Annotated in this window: 14 protein-coding genes and 3 pseudogenes; 5 read left to right on the forward strand and 12 right to left on the reverse strand. The window is 60.3% G+C overall.

All coding sequences use genetic code 11. From position 1 onward, the window contains the following. Positions 1 to 787 precede the first annotated feature (787 nt). Positions 788 to 1,318 carry a copper chaperone PCu(A)C gene (locus ACNJX9_RS09770; protein ID WP_439408599.1) on the forward strand — a complete coding sequence of 177 codons (531 nt, stop codon included), beginning with the start codon at positions 788 to 790 and terminating at the stop codon, positions 1,316 to 1,318. Positions 1,319 to 1,736: 418 nt separating this feature from the next. Here the strand turns inward: ACNJX9_RS09770 and tnpC are convergent, their stop codons facing one another. The 3 genes from tnpC to tnpA form a co-directional block, all read right to left on the reverse strand. Further along, positions 1,737 to 3,326 carry an IS66 family transposase gene (tnpC, locus tag ACNJX9_RS09775; RefSeq protein WP_439408600.1) on the reverse strand — a complete coding sequence of 530 codons (1,590 nt, stop codon included), beginning with the start codon at positions 3,324 to 3,326 and terminating at the stop codon, positions 1,737 to 1,739. A 69-nt stretch (positions 3,327 to 3,395) separates the two neighbouring features. Next, the gene (gene tnpB, locus ACNJX9_RS09780; protein WP_080134255.1) at positions 3,396 to 3,749 is read right to left on the reverse strand and encodes an IS66 family insertion sequence element accessory protein TnpB; all 354 of its coding nucleotides are present in this window, start codon (positions 3,747 to 3,749) and stop codon (positions 3,396 to 3,398) included. Continuing rightward, positions 3,746 to 4,168, reverse strand: coding sequence for an IS66-like element accessory protein TnpA (gene tnpA, locus ACNJX9_RS09785; protein ID WP_439408601.1), 423 nt, complete (start codon positions 4,166 to 4,168; stop codon positions 3,746 to 3,748). Before tnpA ends, tnpB begins: the two co-directional genes overlap by 4 nt. 513 nt (positions 4,169 to 4,681) lie before the next feature. Here tnpA and ACNJX9_RS09790 point away from each other — a divergent pair. Beyond that, positions 4,682 to 4,801 (forward strand): DUF736 family protein, encoded by a 120-nt coding sequence (locus ACNJX9_RS09790; protein WP_439408602.1) that lies wholly within the window; start codon positions 4,682 to 4,684, stop codon positions 4,799 to 4,801. On the opposite strand, the gene ACNJX9_RS09795 is transcribed toward ACNJX9_RS09790, so the two are convergent. Continuing rightward, positions 4,795 to 6,003, reverse strand: coding sequence for a hypothetical protein (locus ACNJX9_RS09795; protein WP_439408603.1), 1,209 nt, complete (start codon positions 6,001 to 6,003; stop codon positions 4,795 to 4,797). The genes ACNJX9_RS09790 and ACNJX9_RS09795 overlap by 7 nt on opposite strands. Before the next feature lie 161 nt (positions 6,004 to 6,164). Here ACNJX9_RS09795 and ACNJX9_RS09800 point away from each other — a divergent pair. Next, positions 6,165 to 6,407: pseudogene (locus ACNJX9_RS09800) on the forward strand (IS256 family transposase); the annotation flags it as partial. On the opposite strand, the pseudogene ACNJX9_RS09805 reads toward ACNJX9_RS09800, so the two are convergent. From ACNJX9_RS09805 to ACNJX9_RS09825, 5 genes and pseudogenes are all read right to left on the reverse strand, one after another. Next, positions 6,383 to 6,601: pseudogene (locus ACNJX9_RS09805) on the reverse strand (HpcH/HpaI aldolase/citrate lyase family protein); the annotation flags it as partial. The pseudogenes ACNJX9_RS09800 and ACNJX9_RS09805 sit on opposite strands and share 25 nt — an antisense overlap. 27 nt (positions 6,602 to 6,628) lie before the next feature. Next, positions 6,629 to 7,723, reverse strand: coding sequence for a cysteine protease StiP domain-containing protein (locus ACNJX9_RS09810; protein ID WP_439408604.1), 1,095 nt, complete (start codon positions 7,721 to 7,723; stop codon positions 6,629 to 6,631). Further along, positions 7,713 to 8,462 carry a hypothetical protein gene (locus tag ACNJX9_RS09815; protein WP_057742681.1) on the reverse strand — a complete coding sequence of 250 codons (750 nt, stop codon included), beginning with the start codon at positions 8,460 to 8,462 and terminating at the stop codon, positions 7,713 to 7,715. The genes ACNJX9_RS09810 and ACNJX9_RS09815 overlap by 11 nt, the downstream gene beginning before the upstream one ends. Then, a complete protein-coding gene (locus ACNJX9_RS09820; RefSeq protein ID WP_439408605.1) occupies positions 8,459 to 9,562 on the reverse strand; it encodes a phosphoribosyltransferase domain-containing protein in 1,104 nt (367 codons plus the stop codon). Before ACNJX9_RS09820 ends, ACNJX9_RS09815 begins: the two co-directional genes overlap by 4 nt. Continuing rightward, positions 9,556 to 9,681 (reverse strand): hypothetical protein, encoded by a 126-nt coding sequence (locus ACNJX9_RS09825; protein ID WP_283809572.1) that lies wholly within the window; start codon positions 9,679 to 9,681, stop codon positions 9,556 to 9,558. The genes ACNJX9_RS09820 and ACNJX9_RS09825 overlap by 7 nt, the downstream gene beginning before the upstream one ends. Before the next feature lie 598 nt (positions 9,682 to 10,279). On the opposite strand from ACNJX9_RS09825, the gene ACNJX9_RS09830 reads away from it, so the two are divergent. Beyond that, complete coding sequence (locus tag ACNJX9_RS09830) at positions 10,280 to 10,486, forward strand: cold-shock protein (protein ID WP_439408606.1); 207 nt, start codon at positions 10,280 to 10,282, stop codon at positions 10,484 to 10,486. A 146-nt stretch (positions 10,487 to 10,632) separates the two neighbouring features. Further along, positions 10,633 to 10,806 (forward strand): annotated as a pseudogene (locus tag ACNJX9_RS09835) (IS256 family transposase); the annotation flags it as partial. A 358-nt stretch (positions 10,807 to 11,164) separates the two neighbouring features. On the opposite strand, the gene ACNJX9_RS09840 reads toward ACNJX9_RS09835, so the two are convergent. From ACNJX9_RS09840 to ACNJX9_RS09850, 3 genes are all read right to left on the reverse strand, one after another. After that, positions 11,165 to 12,076, reverse strand: coding sequence for a metallophosphoesterase family protein (locus ACNJX9_RS09840; RefSeq protein ID WP_439408607.1), 912 nt, complete (start codon positions 12,074 to 12,076; stop codon positions 11,165 to 11,167). Between the two features lie 902 nt (positions 12,077 to 12,978). Continuing rightward, positions 12,979 to 13,239, reverse strand: a complete 261-nt coding sequence (locus ACNJX9_RS09845; RefSeq protein ID WP_439408608.1) for a DUF2285 domain-containing protein — start codon at positions 13,237 to 13,239, stop codon at positions 12,979 to 12,981. Positions 13,240 to 13,730: 491 nt separating this feature from the next. After that, positions 13,731 to 13,997, reverse strand: a complete 267-nt coding sequence (locus tag ACNJX9_RS09850; RefSeq protein ID WP_439408609.1) for a hypothetical protein — start codon at positions 13,995 to 13,997, stop codon at positions 13,731 to 13,733. Between the last annotated feature and the right edge of the window lie 585 nt (positions 13,998 to 14,582).

Raw genomic sequence — 14,582 nt, forward strand, 5'->3', positions numbered from 1 at the left:
TTGCTCCGGTGACTGAAGCTCGCGGTAAGCATGACACTCACTCGGGACACCCCGTCGTTCACTTGTGACGGGAGCGGTCTGGGGCCGGCAAGATCTCAGGGCATGACAGGCCATGACAAAGGACCCGACAATCAACCTCCGCGCACTCTGTGGTCCTGTTGGCATTTGGGTGGCAGCAAGGCATTCGAACCATCAGCTGATGTGCGCCACATCCGAAGGGGCCGGCTGGCGTCTACGGCGGATTGCAGGGCGACCAATCTCGGCGGTCTTCAGGAGCCCAATCTGCCTACAAATCAGAATCGCAGATGGACTTGCGCTGATGATTCGTGCGCTGGCGTGCTGTTTCCCCGACCGTGCTTACAGACGTCTCGTGGCTACTCCATCCGCAAGCGTCCATCGGCGATCCCTAAACGGTCATATTGTCTGACGACCGAGGCTTTGAGGCGAGTGACAATGGCCGGATAACAGCGATCACCTCTGCTCATGTGATCTGTCGGTCCGCAAGCAGGCGGAGAATGCCCAATTCGCAGAGAGCAGCTACGGCATCGATAACCAGCCCGTCGGCTGTTTAGTTGGCCCGGACCGCGCCCGTTGCATAGGAAGACTTCTCATTTCGAACGTCAGAAGAACAAAGTCGTAAGATGGTGACGAAAGAGGACCCTCAACTCCGTTCCGGAAATGTCCCATGCAGCGACCGGAAAGATCCAAAAAGGACAATTGCGACACAGGTTCCTGATCGCCTTCTCCGAACATGGGGGGCAAGCGCAAACGCGAACAGAGGAGGCCCATGATGCGTTGGAAACCTGCGACGTTGATGGCAAGTGCAACGGCGTTGCTTCCGTTGATCCGTGTTGTTGCCATCCTGGCTTTGGTCAACAGTGCCGCCGCCAGTCATGAGTTGGAGAGCGGAGCACTCCTGATCCAACATCCTTGGGTCGCGGCCAAGGATATGACCCACGCCGCAACGACAGCCTACGTGGTTGAAATCCAGAACAGAGGCGCGAAGCCAGATCGGTTGCTCGGGGCATCACTTTCCGGCAAGAAAGGAATCTTGCAGAAAGCCGTTGCAGGCGCTCGGCCAGCGAGGTTTGCCGCGCAAGATCAGGGCTTCTCAATCGAGCCCGGTGGTTTTGTTCGTCTTCAGCCCAATGGGGCGCGGATCCTGTTTGAGGGACTACACGGCGCACTTAAAGAGGGAGAGATGGTCAAAGGAACGCTGGAATTCGAGAAGGCCGGTACGATAGCGCTCGACTTCGTGATAGAGCCGGCGAGTCTGGCTGAAGAAGATGATAGGCCAATCCATCACCATCACGACTAGGCACCAGGAAAGGGGGGAGTAGCGCCGACAGCAAACGAGACAGGCTGAGACTCCGCCGATTTGGTTGGCAATCGCGTCATCACACCTTGATCCTCGAGGTAGGCGATGAACAGCTTGGCGCACTCGAATCCTCGAATCGACCGCGTCCTTGTTGAGGTCGCCGCGGAAGCGCGGCCGATGTCCCGCTTCGATCAAGGCGACCGAGGAGGCGTGCGCCTCACGGATCGCAGGAAGCGTGTAACCTTCCCCGCGCGCCCAGTGCGTCCAACTTGCAAGCAGCCGCATCCTCTCGACGATGGTAAGTGGCGTATATCGGCACCCACGGAGCCATTGAGCAAAGTCGGCCGCGTGGTCTGCGGCCATTCCCGCCTTCAATCGGTCCCAGACCGCGTTCTTACGTAAGCGCTTAGCGGTCACCCTATTGATGCGGGCTTGACGCTTTGCGGAATCGCCATGGCAGGAGGTCTTCGATCCTGCTATGGGGATGGCCGTCGATGATCGCCTCGAGTGTTTCGGCGATGTAGGCAGCAGGGTTTACGTCGTTGAGTTTGCAGGTGGCGACGATCGAGGCGAGCAAAGCCCAGTTTTCCGCCCCGATTTCATGTCCGGCGAAGAGCGCGTTTTTCCTGGTCAAGCAGATCGGCCGGATGGCGTTCTCGACCGGGTTGGTGTCGAGCTCGAGACGGCCGTCTTCGAGGAAGCGGGTCAGCCCCTGCCAATGATTGAGCGCATAGCGGATATCCTCGGCGAGTGTCGAACCGCTGGAGATCATCGACAGCTGTTTCTCGAACCAGGACTTCAACGCGGCAACCATCGGCAGCGAGTGCTCCTTGCGCGCGGCCAGCCGGATGTCCGGCGATGCACCGCGCGCCATGGCTTCGATGGCGTAAAGCTGGGCGATGTGCCGAATGGCGGCCTCGGCGATCGGCGACTTGCTGTTGCGGGCCAATTTCACAAAGCGCCGGCGCAAATGGCTCCAGCAATGCACGAGCGTCCAAGGCCCTTGCGGTCGAACGACTTCGGTCAGCCGGTCATACCCGTCGTAGGCATCGCATTGCAGGAAGCTTCCGCCAAAGCCGTCCAGGAACTGCTCCGCGAAGGCGCCGCTGCGACCGGGGGCATATCGGAACAACACGATCGGTGGACTTGGACCGCTGTGGCCACGGTCGTCTGACGCGATCGCCCAGAAGTAGCCTTTCTTCGTTTGACCTCGCCCCGGATCAAGCACCGGTGCCGTGGTCTCGTCCATGAACAGGCGATCCGCCATGGCCAGGTGGCGGCGCATGTGGTCCGCGATGGGCTGAAGATGGAAGCAGGCGCGGCCGGACCAGTTGCCCAGAGTCGCCCGATCAAGCCGGATGCCTTGACGCGCATAGATCTCGGCCTGACGATAAAACGGCGTGTGGTCGCCAAACTTGGAGACGATCACATGAGCGATAGCCGCTTCGGTCGGCAGCCCGCCGGGCACGACGTGTTCCGGTGCGTGCGCCTGCGCGACAGGCCCCGAACAGCGACGACAGATGTATTTCGGCCGGCGCGTGACCAGCACGCGCCATTGCGCCGGGATCACGTCAAGGCGCTTGCTGACGTCCTCGCCGATCTTCGTCATGGCGCCGCAACCGCACGGACAGAGCGTGCTCGCAGGCTCGATGATCCGTTCCACTCGCGGCAAATGGGCAGGCAGACAGCCGCGATTGCGATGGGAGCCTCGATCCGGATCGCTGCGCGATCGACCCTGGATGACCTTCTCGGCTCTTTCTTGCGCCGCGTCCAGAATGCCTTGCGCGATCTCCACGTCTTCGAGCGGCAAATGGTACTGATCTGGTCGTAGCTTCTCGGATTTCGAGCCGAACTTGTCGCGTCGCAATTCGCCGAGAATGACCTCCAGCCGACGCCGCGCTTCCTCCGATGCCGCCAGTGCCCCTTGATGCTCGCTCAAGGCCGCCTGCGTTTGCGCCAGAAGCGCCTTCAGGCGTTCGTTTTCGTCGCGCAGTGTCGCGATGCTCATGCGCTATTTCGAGCACATCGCCACCGCACGTGCCACGATCAAAATAGCTGCCGAGTCATTCTGCCGCAGTTATCCCGCCACCTGCGGGCGCCGTGCTTCTTCCGGGCGGACCAATCTCCAATCCAGCCCTTCGAACAAGGCAGCGAACATCGCCGGCGACATGCGCATCACGCCGTCGGCGATCGTTGGCCAAACGAACTTGCAACCTTCGAGGCGTTTGTGCACCAACACCAGACCCGTTCGATCCCAGACCAAAATCTTGATCCGGTCCGCTCGTTTGGATCGGAACACGAAGGCTGCGCCGCTGAACGGATCGAGACGAAGCATCTCCTGTACCTTCGCCGCAAGCCCGTCGTGGCCACAGCGGAAGTCGATCGGCCGCGTGGCAACGTAAATCTTCAGATCAGCACCGGCCGCGATCATCGTGACGCTCGCACTGCCCGGATCACCCGGGATAGCTGGTCAGCATCTATGGCTGTGTCCGTCCGCAGCACGACATCGCCGATCGCAATCTCAAGCTTGACCGCCGGAGCCTGACGCTCCTCCAACGCATCTTCCACAACCAGCGGCGCAAACGTTGGTGGAGACGCCTCGCACGGCGGCAACATACCTCGCTGTCGAAGCCGCCGTCGCCAATCGTAGACCTGCCACCGCGTCACTCCGTGCTTGCGCGCAACCTCGGATACCTGGGCGCCGGGCAACAGACTCTCGGCGGCGATCCGAGCTCTCTCAGCTTCCGACCGCACACGACGTCCTGACGGCCCTTCGAGGATCTCCAGCCGGCTCACCGACCCCGCCGATGAGCCGTCCAAATAGACGTCCTTTTTGCTGTCCAATCCCATCCGAAGCCTCCGTCCCAACCGGAGGCTTCTTCGCACAGCTATCCCAGTCCCGATGCAAGGGTTCCCGCTTAGCGCTTACGTTCTTACGGACATAAACACCTGTTGGCATGTCGCCTCCTGCATGTGGAGGCTGGACTATGGCCGAGGTGGTTGCTGTTCTGAACCTCAGTCAGTGGTTGTGCCGGCGCATTCGTGTCATGGGTGTCCGCCTGGAGCCGGGCGGTTTTCCGGACGTGCCGTTTGGCCTGCGTCCATACCCGCCTTTTTCTGGCGGATCACGCGCCACAATACGCTCGCTGCGCTCGCCGACCTTTACCCGCAATGGCTTGTTCGCGATCTTCTTCCCCCTGCCGCGAAGCGGCGGCATTCCTCGCGAGGCAGCAAGATCGCTCAGCCCGCCATCCTCCGCTGACGCCGGGGGCCAAGAGGCTGCGGGTCAGTCGTTGCGGCGCTCAGAGATCGCCATCAAGGCCGCGATGGTCGCGGGCTTGAACACAGCACAGGAGATCCACCATGTCCCAGATCGGTTCGTTCACCCGCACCAACGATGGCACCTATACCGGCATCATCAAGACGCTCGCGATCGATGCCAAGGCGCGCCTCGTCCCTAGTATGTTCATGAACAACTACTGAATGGCGGCGGGCAACATGGTAAGTTCATCCTGTCCAATAGCCACGATCTTATCAACCGAAAACCCGTTGAATCGCGCCATATCCGTATAGGCGCCCACATTCTGGAATTCAATCCAATCGCCTTCGCTCAAATCGCGTGGCAGTGAATACGAGAATCCAAGCCTGTCCATGCTGTCGCAAGTTGGGCCAAAGATGATGAAGTCCTGCCACTCCTCAGTCTGGATCGGCTGTCCCCCACGCCAAGCGCGGGCGGGGAGCAGAAAACATTGTCGGGCAGGTGAGAGCCCGCTGTAGATGCCCGCGCCGCAGTAGAGCGCCTCGCCTTTTCTTAAGATCACGCGGCAAAACAAAGAGATGCTATCGTGAACCAATGCTCGTCCGGGCTCACACAACAGTTCAACACGCTTTAGTGCATCCGTTCGGCGCACCAGTTTCGTGATCTCGGAGAGCATGCGCAAGGGAGAGTGATAGGGGAAGTTCAGATAATGGCCGGGAAAGCCGCCACCGATATCGAGCGCTGTGGGGGCCGGAGAAACAGCTTCTATAATGTCGACGGCCGCCCGAATGCCATGCAGATAGGGATCGACAACGATCGTTTGGGAACCTGGGTGAAAGGACAACCCCGTGGTCCAGCGCGATTGCGCGTTGACGAGATCCAGCAGACGGCTCGCTTCGGCGGGCGAGGCACCAAACTTGCCGTTTAAGTCTATGATGGCGCACGTCGCGCTACACTTGAACCGGACGTAGATTCGTATTTCCGGATCATGCAACGGCAAGACTTCAAGGAGCTTCCGCAGCTCGGCTTCGCAATCGAAGACATAGTCGCGAACTCCCAGATCGCGGAACGTCCGTTCGATATCGCGACGAGATTTCACGGGATTCATGAACCATGAACGGGCCCCGGGAATAGTGGAATGGACAAGGTGGGCTTCAGCCAGCGACGCCACGTCGAACCCGGCCACTCCGGCGCGAGAGACCGTGTGAAGAATTTTTGGCAACGGATTCGCCTTCACCGCATACAGCACGCGTCCCGAGAAATGCTCAGTAAATTCGCGCGTGACGGATGCAAGACGCCCCTCATTGAGCGTATAGAAGGCGTCAACTTCCGCCCTTTCCAATGACCTTACCAAGCTCATATTGGACCATTCCTCTCGCGCCAGACGCGGAGTAGCCAGCGCCGTTGTTGCCTGCTGCGAGAGCAATGACCATGCCAGCGTTCCTCGCGCATTAAACCGCCTTGTTAGCTTTAAAACAGTTCGCCATGCGTCCACGGCGCGCGATGTCTTGGATCTTACAGCTTTTGTACACGGCTGTGAAAAACCAGACAAAGATCGCAGGGCCGACGCATTCGTTCGCCTGCCGCACCAATCCCATTGAAAGCACCTTCGCTACCGTGCGCCACCGCACGATCCGATCGAAGGGTTGCCTGTCCAACAGGACGGCGCTCGCGATGGTCTTCAAGCTGCTTGAGGCCGCGCAGAAAAGCTGGCGTCGTCTCGATGGCCACAACCAGTTGCCAAAACTCGTTATCGCTGTGACATTCAACGATGGGATCGAGATCATCGCCAAACCGACTGACCGTCAGCCCACAACCGCCGCCGCCTGACGGGCCTGGCCGTCACCAAAATTTGGCGATAGCTCGGAACGAAGGAATGCCGAAAGCCGGGTGAGTGCGACCGGCAGGTCCCGTTCGAGCACGGCATCCTCAAGACACAGCACGGCGGACCGGAGACCATGTACGCGCTTGGCGCCGAGCAACGCATCGGCCAGATCCTCGCGGGTGCAGGGCATACACAAGGAGGCGCCAAGGGAGGGCGGAAACCCGGCTCATGCGTCGTCGCCCAGGCTACGGATAATTGCGACCGCGCGATACTGCGATTCCCCGCCCAGCGTATCGACCGGAATGGCATACGCGGCGGCGAGATGGAGCAAGTGCCCCACATCGGCGTCCTCGAAATCGCGAACCAGCAGCCGTTCCGGCACCCGCCGCAGCAGGGCGCGCGTCGCTTCGGCTATGCCGGGCTTGATCCGGTTGCGGTCACGCGTTCCGCTTTCCGCCAACAACTGCCGCATCATCGCCTCGCATTCCTGTTTCAGCGCCGCTCGGCGGGCGTCGTGCCCGTCTACCGGTTGCGGTATCGCCGCAGCGGCCAACGGCGCGATCGTGTCCACGAAGGCACGTGAGAGATCAGCACCGGCATATTGCGGGTAGGTGACACAGGCGTGGAAATCGCCCGGTCCCACCAACGCGGCGTTGAGGATCGAGCGACTGACCAGGCCCGAAATGATGCCGTTCAGCAAGCCCGAGGCGATCAGATAATCATCCGCCGTCGCGGCGATGTCTGCCTGTCCTGCAGGGTCAGCAATCACGGCTAAGTCCGGTGTGAAGCCGAATGGCGCATTGGCCAGGGCCGCGCGAAGTTCGCCGGCAATCGCACCCTTGCCGGTCCAGCCATCGACAAACACCGCGTCGCGCGGATCGTGCCGGCCGGCGATATGCGCGAGCGCGACGCGGTCGACACCCCGATCGCGGATAATGCTGATTGAATAATGGGCTGCGCGATGTCCGTGCGCCCGCAAGGTCCGCGCGAGCAGGACGCCGATCGGCGTCCCCGCACGCGCCAGCGAGACGATTACCAGCTCGCGCCCCGGCCTGCGCGCGGCGAGCTGCGCAGCCAGGGTGGCGACATCCTGCGCCAGGCGGGCACTGTTCCGCGCAAGCGCGGCGTGATAGAGGGATAGATAGCTGTCGTCCGGCACCCTCTCCGGCGCGATCATCTCCGAATAGTGGTGGCGGCCGGACTGGATCGCCGCTTCCTTTTCGGCGACGGAAGTCGGGGCCATTACCACTGGCTTGAGCAGGAAGGTGACGTCGGCCGGGTCGTAGCTGCCCGAGAACGGGGGCGCGACCTCAGTCCGCATGGAACATGCCGCCGGCCAGCTGCGAACGGGTGGGCATCATGGCGAAATCGCAAAGGCCCATGAAGGGCGCATCGGTGCGGCTGTCGCCGATGCCGATCACCGGCGCATCAGGGAAGCGTGCGCGGAGGCCCGGTAGGATATATGCCACCGCATGGGCCTTGCCGAGATAGGGTGGCGTCAGCGCCACGTTGTTGCCGTTGCGGTGGTCCGTCCAGCCCTTGGGCAAGGACGGCACGGCAGCGTCGACCACCGCAAAAAGTGCCGCGGCATCCGCATCTTCATGCTTGGCCACGGTGTAGAGCGGCAGCGCGTCCTCGACCAGCACACGGGCGTTGACCGCGATGCCGCGGTCGCGCGCCCTGCGCCTGATCGCCTCCGCCAGGCCAGCAAGCTGCGACGCGAAGGGCGCGGCGCGGTCGGCGATCGTCGCAGCCCAGTCCATGTCGACCTGACCGCTGTCATCCAGCACGACGCCGCCATGCGCGCACACCGCTGCGCGGAATGGAATGCGCGCCCGCCGCAATGCGTCCAGGCTGCGGGCGGTGACGGGGACGAGATGCGTCGTATCGGCCAGCCATTCCAGGAACTGCATCTGCCGCGGGGTCGCATAGCTCAGCGGCGATCCGTCGCGCGCGAAGCCCAGCGGCGTCAACCGGTCGGCCGGCAAATCGGGCGGGCATTTGCGCAGCGTCTGGAACAGTGTGTCGTCCAGATCGACCAGGGCGATTACACGCGTCATGCCGTCCAGCCGATCAGTTCGGCACGAAGAGCGGCAATCAGCCCGGGGTCGATTGTCGCCGCGCCGGTCTCATGCGCGATCCAGTTCGCGCGTCCATCGGCCCGGTCGGCATTGTAGAGGTAATTGGGCACGCCCGTTCCATAATTGTCGGCACAGCGGAGCTTGGTCACCATCGCGGCACCGGGGAGTGCGGGGCTTCGGCCGGTCGCCTGCACGACGACATCATGCCCTTCCTCTGCGAGGCGTTCCGCCAGCAGGAAGGGGGGATAGGTGAACTCGCCGGTTCCGATGATCCGCAGTGGGCCGAGGATCTCGGGCACAGCGGTATCGGGTTCGGGCACGACGGGCCGGTCGAGTCCCAGCCGACCGAAATTGCGATGCGTCGCCATGCGCCCGAGTGAAGCGGCAGCGGTATCGAACGTGCTGTTGAGCACCGTCGTCGTCTCCTGCGTCCACTCCATGCGTCCGCGCAGCAGCGCCGCGATGCGCGTGGGACGGGGCATGCGTGCTTGCCACGCCTTGCCGGCCGACCAGTCGGTCAGCGTCGCTACCGCCATCGCTTCGATCCGCGGCCAGGCAGTGGAGAGCGCCTGGGCGAGGTTGCAAAGGGTCGTTCCTGTCGAGATCTCGTCGTCGACCAATACCAGTGATCGCGGCTCCGGAAGCGCCGGCCTGTAGATCAGATGCGCGGAGGCATGGCTGTGCGGTTCTTCGAAGCGGCACAGCAACGGATGATCCAGTTGCTGTCGCGTCGAATGCAGGAAGTGAATGTCGACCCGGCCCGTTGCGAGGCGAAATTCCTCGTGCACCGTTTGGGCAAGGCACACGGCGGTCTCGGCCAGGCCGACGACGAGCACCGGCCCCGGCAGATCGTCAGGAAGCCGCGCCGCGAGATCACGGGCGCTCTGCCGCATCATCTGCGGCGTGGCGGGCAAATAGCGCCCTAAGACGCGGGATACGACCAGGAACCCCCGCCGCGGATTTTCGCGCGCCGCAAACGCGCAAAGGCTGTCCAGCGGCCAGGCCGCCTTGTCCACGGCGATATCGAGCCGGCCCGTAGCCAACTGGATCGACTGGGTCTTGTCGGCGGCGGTCAACATTCGCAGGTGACGCGAGCGATCATGTCGCGGGCTTGGCGGACCGCGTCTGCGCGGCCAAGCAGCCGCGCTTCGTGCGCCATCTGCGGCTCGATGCCAAACGAATCGAGGAAGCTGAGCATCAAGTACGCTCCACAGTGCTTGAGCGATAGCTCGCGATCCCCACAACGGCGATTGCAGGGTTTGCTACGGGTACTAATGCGCGTTCTCCCCGGCAGGGATCTGGGACCTAACTAGCAATGAGTGTGCCACCAGAGAATTTGCGCAGTGAATGCTTCAATAGAGATAGAAAGGTGTGCCTCGCCGGTGCGGGTCCAAAGGCTCGGCGTCGAGTTGCGGACGTTGTGTGATCGACCTGGCACTGGCACAGATGAATACGACGACACCGGCATCAACTTGCTGCGACCAGTCTAAGACAGCCGGTTATATGCGAGCTGATAGGGTCGAGCACTTTCAACTGCAGCACACGGCGCTCGCATCATGCCGTTCCAGAACCTACCGACCCGCCACGAGCTGCCTTCGAGTAGCCCCAACTGATTGAGCTAGCCTGAGAATGTTGGCAGTCGCACGCGGTTGTCAGCTTTGCGTCCATTGTGGTCGACCCGATGCTCGCCATCCCTGTAGGATCAGCATTTTCGGTCCGGCACGCCGGTTGCTCTGTTTCTGGCACCCTTACCCACCAGCGTGTGGACTGGGTGCGGCGGCAAAGGAAGTGATCGTATGGCAACAGGTACTGTGAAGTGGTTCAATGTCCAAAACGGGTACGGATTTATCGCTCCAGATGACGGCGGAAACGAGATCTTTGTCCACATTAGCGCCGTAGAACGCGCTAGGCTCTCTGGTTTGGCAGAAGGCCAAAAGATTTCTTACGAAGTCAAAGTCGACCCCAAGCGTGGCAAGAGCAGCGCTGAAAACCTGCGGGTCTGATCACGTCCGCCGGTGATAGGTCTCCGCCAAAAATTCAAGACGAGCAGGGAGCTATCGCTGAAAGTTGGTGACGGCGGGAATCGGAGAGGCGGCATATCATGGGGGTGCTCGACGCCTCCACTTCTCCACCGAAGGAGCGATATGCCGTGTCCAAAGCTAACATCATCAAGCTGATTCAGCCAGGAAACATCGACGATCAACTCACCGAAATCTTGCGCAATGGGGCGCGTGCTCTGTTGGCCCAGGCGGTCGAGGCCGAGGTCGCGGACTTTCTCGGCAAGCATGCCGATTTGAAGACCGCGGACGGCCACCAGCGCGTATAACGCCCATTTCGCGCTTACCATTCGACTTCGGCTCAAGTTCAATACCCTGCAAGGCAAGCAATTTATCCAGGGCATGCTTTTGCCACAGCGAGCCGACGCGATGCCATAATCGTCCCGCTGGTTGGCAGCTCCGGCATAAGCATCGCCTCTTCCGAAAGTGGCCCGACGCCTATTGTCCGTCGAACTGCCCAGCACGTTTCCCCGCCATTGGTCACAAAATTTATGCTGGCCTGCTGCAGCGCCTGGGTTCCTGGCAAGACTTCGATATGGGCAAGCCCGTTGCCCGATCGATAGATTTCGAGCTGAGAACTTGGCGACGGCATTCCAATTCCAATGCAATCATTCGTGGCAATGGTCATATGGACGTTGTGATTGGTGCCAAGACAGAGCGGCGTTGCGGCATTAGGCATGGTGATCCCGGTCTGGGACCGGCCAAGACAACGTTACCGAGAATATCATTCGCTACCTTTCCTCGCCGCCGCCGAAGAGCGCAACAAGCACAGTCAAATTTTCCTCGCCGTGAAGCAGCGGAGAAAGCTTCGTTCCAACTCTCGGACAATATCTGAAATTGCCACGAGAGCCGTCTCGCGCGATCTTTCCGCGACACTCGAACGAGCCATTCACGGAGATCCTGCATGACAACGCCGGTCTTGCTGCAAATGTCGTCGATCTGGGAAAGCATCTCCTGGCTCCAGCCATGCTTGCCTCCGGCCGTGTAGGCAGGATGATGGTGTGCGAGGATGAGGGCGCCATCAAACTTGTCGGACTTGACACGATTGAGCGCGGTCTCAAGGTAGGTGAGTTGCGAAGTGCCGATTGTCGGGCTCGCGATAACGCCGGGATCTTCGAGGGTGTTGCTGTAGAGCGCAAGAATGCGGATCAAAGGCGCCTCGAAGGTGAAAAACACTCCGGGCTGGATCTGCGCCGTGCGGACAAGGCCACCCGCCTCGGAGGTTACCTCGAACGTTTCGGCGCAGAAGTTTTCAAGGAAAGCCGCCAGACTCGTTGCGCTTGTGCGCGGCGCTACCATGCCGTCGTGATTCCCGGCGAGCGCGAGAATCGGTGCGGGGTAGTCGCGGTACGGTTCGTAGAACTGATCGTAGTAATATTGTGCTTCGCCGAAGCTATAGATGACATCCCCCAGATGGAACAAGAACAGCGGCTGTTCCTTCTCTTCGTCGGTGAAGTCGTTGACCATCTTGTCCCAAACGAGGTTCTGCGATTCAGGCCCGCGCGTGCTGCCGGTATCGCCTGCCGCATGAAACACGAGCTGGCCGAGGGTACGATCTTCTTGTTCAATGTGCCTGCGTCAGTGTCCAGCACGGCGGCCAGCGTGAGCTTCGGTTCGGGCAGGCCGCGCGGCGCAGGAAACGGAAGCGGAGCGATCTTGTGCTCCCGGTTTAACTCATCGATTTTCTTGTAAGCGGGATTATCCGATGGGTGCTTGATCTCGAATTTCGCGGGGGCCGGCGTCGGATGCGGTTGGGCAAAGACAGGCTTCTCAAACTGCGTAACGCCGGTGTTATCGATCGGCTCAGCCTCCACGGCTGCCCTGTGCTTGCGAGTTTTAGTAGTGCGCGCCATTCGGTCCTCCAAATATAACTGTGAAATCCGCCCAATCGCAGCCCGGCAAAATAAAGAGGGGCGTAGATGGCGGATGCGCCAGAATGACCGGAGCGAATATCGAAATAGTGTTACAACCTTATGATGACGAACCTTCTGGCAGGGCGATTTCTCTCGCTCAGTCGCAAAAAAGGCGGGTGGCACGATCGACGAGCTTCGCTGCTCGCTGGCAATTCTATCCAAGGAGTGTTTGCGTGTTCAGAGAGTTCGTTTGCAGTCTGTTGATAACCTAATACCGAGACAAAATCCCGGATGAGCCCAAAATAGACCGCCGCATCTGACAGCTTCAAAATAATTCCGTAGCATCTGGTTCGCCATTCTGATGTGGTGGTGAGTAAATAAAGGACCTGCGCGAGCGTCCCGACCGCGATGACAAAGGCGTTCCGCCTGTCGTCGCCCGCCGACTCGAGAATCTTCTCCGCCGGATCGTACGTAGCCGCATATGTGCAACTGTTACTGCGGCAATCTCATCATCCGTGTCTTCGCTGATGCGATCGCTGACCCGCTTTCCCGATATGCGCATTCGCGCACGCTCATCGATCCCCATCACTGTAAGTTGGCCCAGCCATGCTTCGCGAGAAGCCTGTAGCCAAACTCGCTCACCCATCGCGCCCGAGCGAGATGGCTCTGATATGCCTGCCACGCGCGTGCCGGCTCTTGCTCGGCATCGATGTGCAGCAAGATCTGTGTCGCTTCTCGCCAGTCCACCCCATAGGTATCGGCATCCAGCAGAACGAGATAGATGGCCGCATGTCGCTGGTCGTAGGGCGTGAGGGAAGTGGGATCTGACGGTGCGACATCCGCCACATCGGTATCGAGGGGCCTTTTGAAACTCGGCGATCAGTGTTTGCCGCGTATTCTTGTCAGAAAACCTCATCAAGCATAGTAGCGAATTATGCATCACGTGGTGCGCGTTGCGCATCACCTCGATCTCCTGAGATTGAAATACTCTAGCGCGCTAGTTTCGACGAAAGAAATGCTCTCGCGGCCCAGCCGGGCGATGGACGTCATGGCTTGACGCGCGTCGGCACGGACACGAATCATATATCTGGCCATGCTGCCGGCGCAGTCGGTCTCCGGCTCGCGGATAGCTCTGGTTTTCAACCTCAAATTCCTACAGCCCAAAGGTTGGCTCCAGGAATGATCGGTGCAACGCAGAAATCCGGCGCTTTATCCGTGAAGCGCGACGTTATCCGTTCCGCAGGCGCGTGCAGTCAGTATCGGCGCGGACTCTACCGCAGTGTGCGGAAGCTACCCAGTGTGCACGGAGCCCATGCGCGAGAGAAGGTCGATGTATCCTAAGGGATCAAAGTGGCCCGCATGGACTTAATCACTGGAGCCGGCGTTGGGTTTTCCACGCCGTCGATGTCCTTCAAGGCAAAGAAGATACGATCCATCGGTGCAGTGGGGGAGGTTACCTTGACATAGGTGTGTCGACGATTGGGAGCCGCGCCCCGAACGGGCTCGACCCTGACATCCCGGATAGACTTCTCAAGCTGCGAGGCAAATGTCGCTGCTGACGCCTTTGCTGGGCGCTCGAATTCGAAAAACATCACCGCGGCCATCGACACATCTGTACGCCAAAGTTGTGTACGATTAAAAAAATAATGTAAAAGTGGCTCTTGCGTCGAGGCGGGTTAGTTGAGAACGGCCGCGATGGCGGCTTGTGTCTCCAGGCCCTGCGCTGTCCAGAGACGTAGCATCTCATTCGCGACGCTGTAACAGAGCGCGCGCAGACTTCGCGCGCCTGCCGCAAACGATGATTGTGCGCCGACGTCGCATCGCATTTTTCACCTTTGGGATAACAATCATGATCAGACAAGGATCGCGCCTACGTGTTGTGCGTCCACCGTTCAAGGCTGCCCTTCCGCTTGTATTCCTCTCTTGCGCCGGGCTGGATCCACGCTTGAGGACCGGCTTTGTCGATATGCGGCGCTAGGTGGTCCTGAATTTTTCCAACGCGGCTGACCAAGATCGTTGTGCTAAAGTTTCGCACTGCATAGCCAAGGTGGCGCGCGATTTTTCTTCGATTGCGCACACATAACGCACAAAATCTGCGCTGATGTCCCGTCATCGTCTTCAGTCGTGCCAAGTGGCCAGGCTGAAACATTGGTGTGGCTGTGCCTCTTTCCGTCGCTAGGCGGAGGTGT

It is taken from the genome of Bradyrhizobium sp. BLXBL-03 (assembly GCF_051853015.1).
Classification (GTDB): Bacteria; Pseudomonadota; Alphaproteobacteria; order Rhizobiales; family Xanthobacteraceae; genus Bradyrhizobium; species Bradyrhizobium manausense.

Coding starts and splice junctions, on each gene's coding strand:
- ACNJX9_RS09790 (WP_439408602.1), top strand. CDS start 4,682: ATGTCCCAGATCGGTTCGTTCACCCGCACCAACGATGGCACCTATACC.
- tnpA (WP_439408601.1), bottom strand. CDS start 4,168: ATGGGATTGGACAGCAAAAAGGACGTCTATTTGGACGGCTCATCGGCG.
- ACNJX9_RS09815 (WP_057742681.1), bottom strand. CDS start 8,462: ATGACGCGTGTAATCGCCCTGGTCGATCTGGACGACACACTGTTCCAG.
- ACNJX9_RS09820 (WP_439408605.1), bottom strand. CDS start 9,562: ATGTTGACCGCCGCCGACAAGACCCAGTCGATCCAGTTGGCTACGGGC.
- ACNJX9_RS09770 (WP_439408599.1), top strand. CDS start 788: ATGATGCGTTGGAAACCTGCGACGTTGATGGCAAGTGCAACGGCGTTG.
- ACNJX9_RS09850 (WP_439408609.1), bottom strand. CDS start 13,997: ATGGCCGCGGTGATGTTTTTCGAATTCGAGCGCCCAGCAAAGGCGTCA.
- ACNJX9_RS09825 (WP_283809572.1), bottom strand. CDS start 9,681: ATGCTCAGCTTCCTCGATTCGTTTGGCATCGAGCCGCAGATGGCGCAC.
- tnpC (WP_439408600.1), bottom strand. CDS start 3,326: ATGAGCATCGCGACACTGCGCGACGAAAACGAACGCCTGAAGGCGCTT.
- tnpB (WP_080134255.1), bottom strand. CDS start 3,749: ATGATCGCGGCCGGTGCTGATCTGAAGATTTACGTTGCCACGCGGCCG.
- ACNJX9_RS09830 (WP_439408606.1), top strand. CDS start 10,280: ATGGCAACAGGTACTGTGAAGTGGTTCAATGTCCAAAACGGGTACGGA.
- ACNJX9_RS09810 (WP_439408604.1), bottom strand. CDS start 7,723: ATGCGGACTGAGGTCGCGCCCCCGTTCTCGGGCAGCTACGACCCGGCC.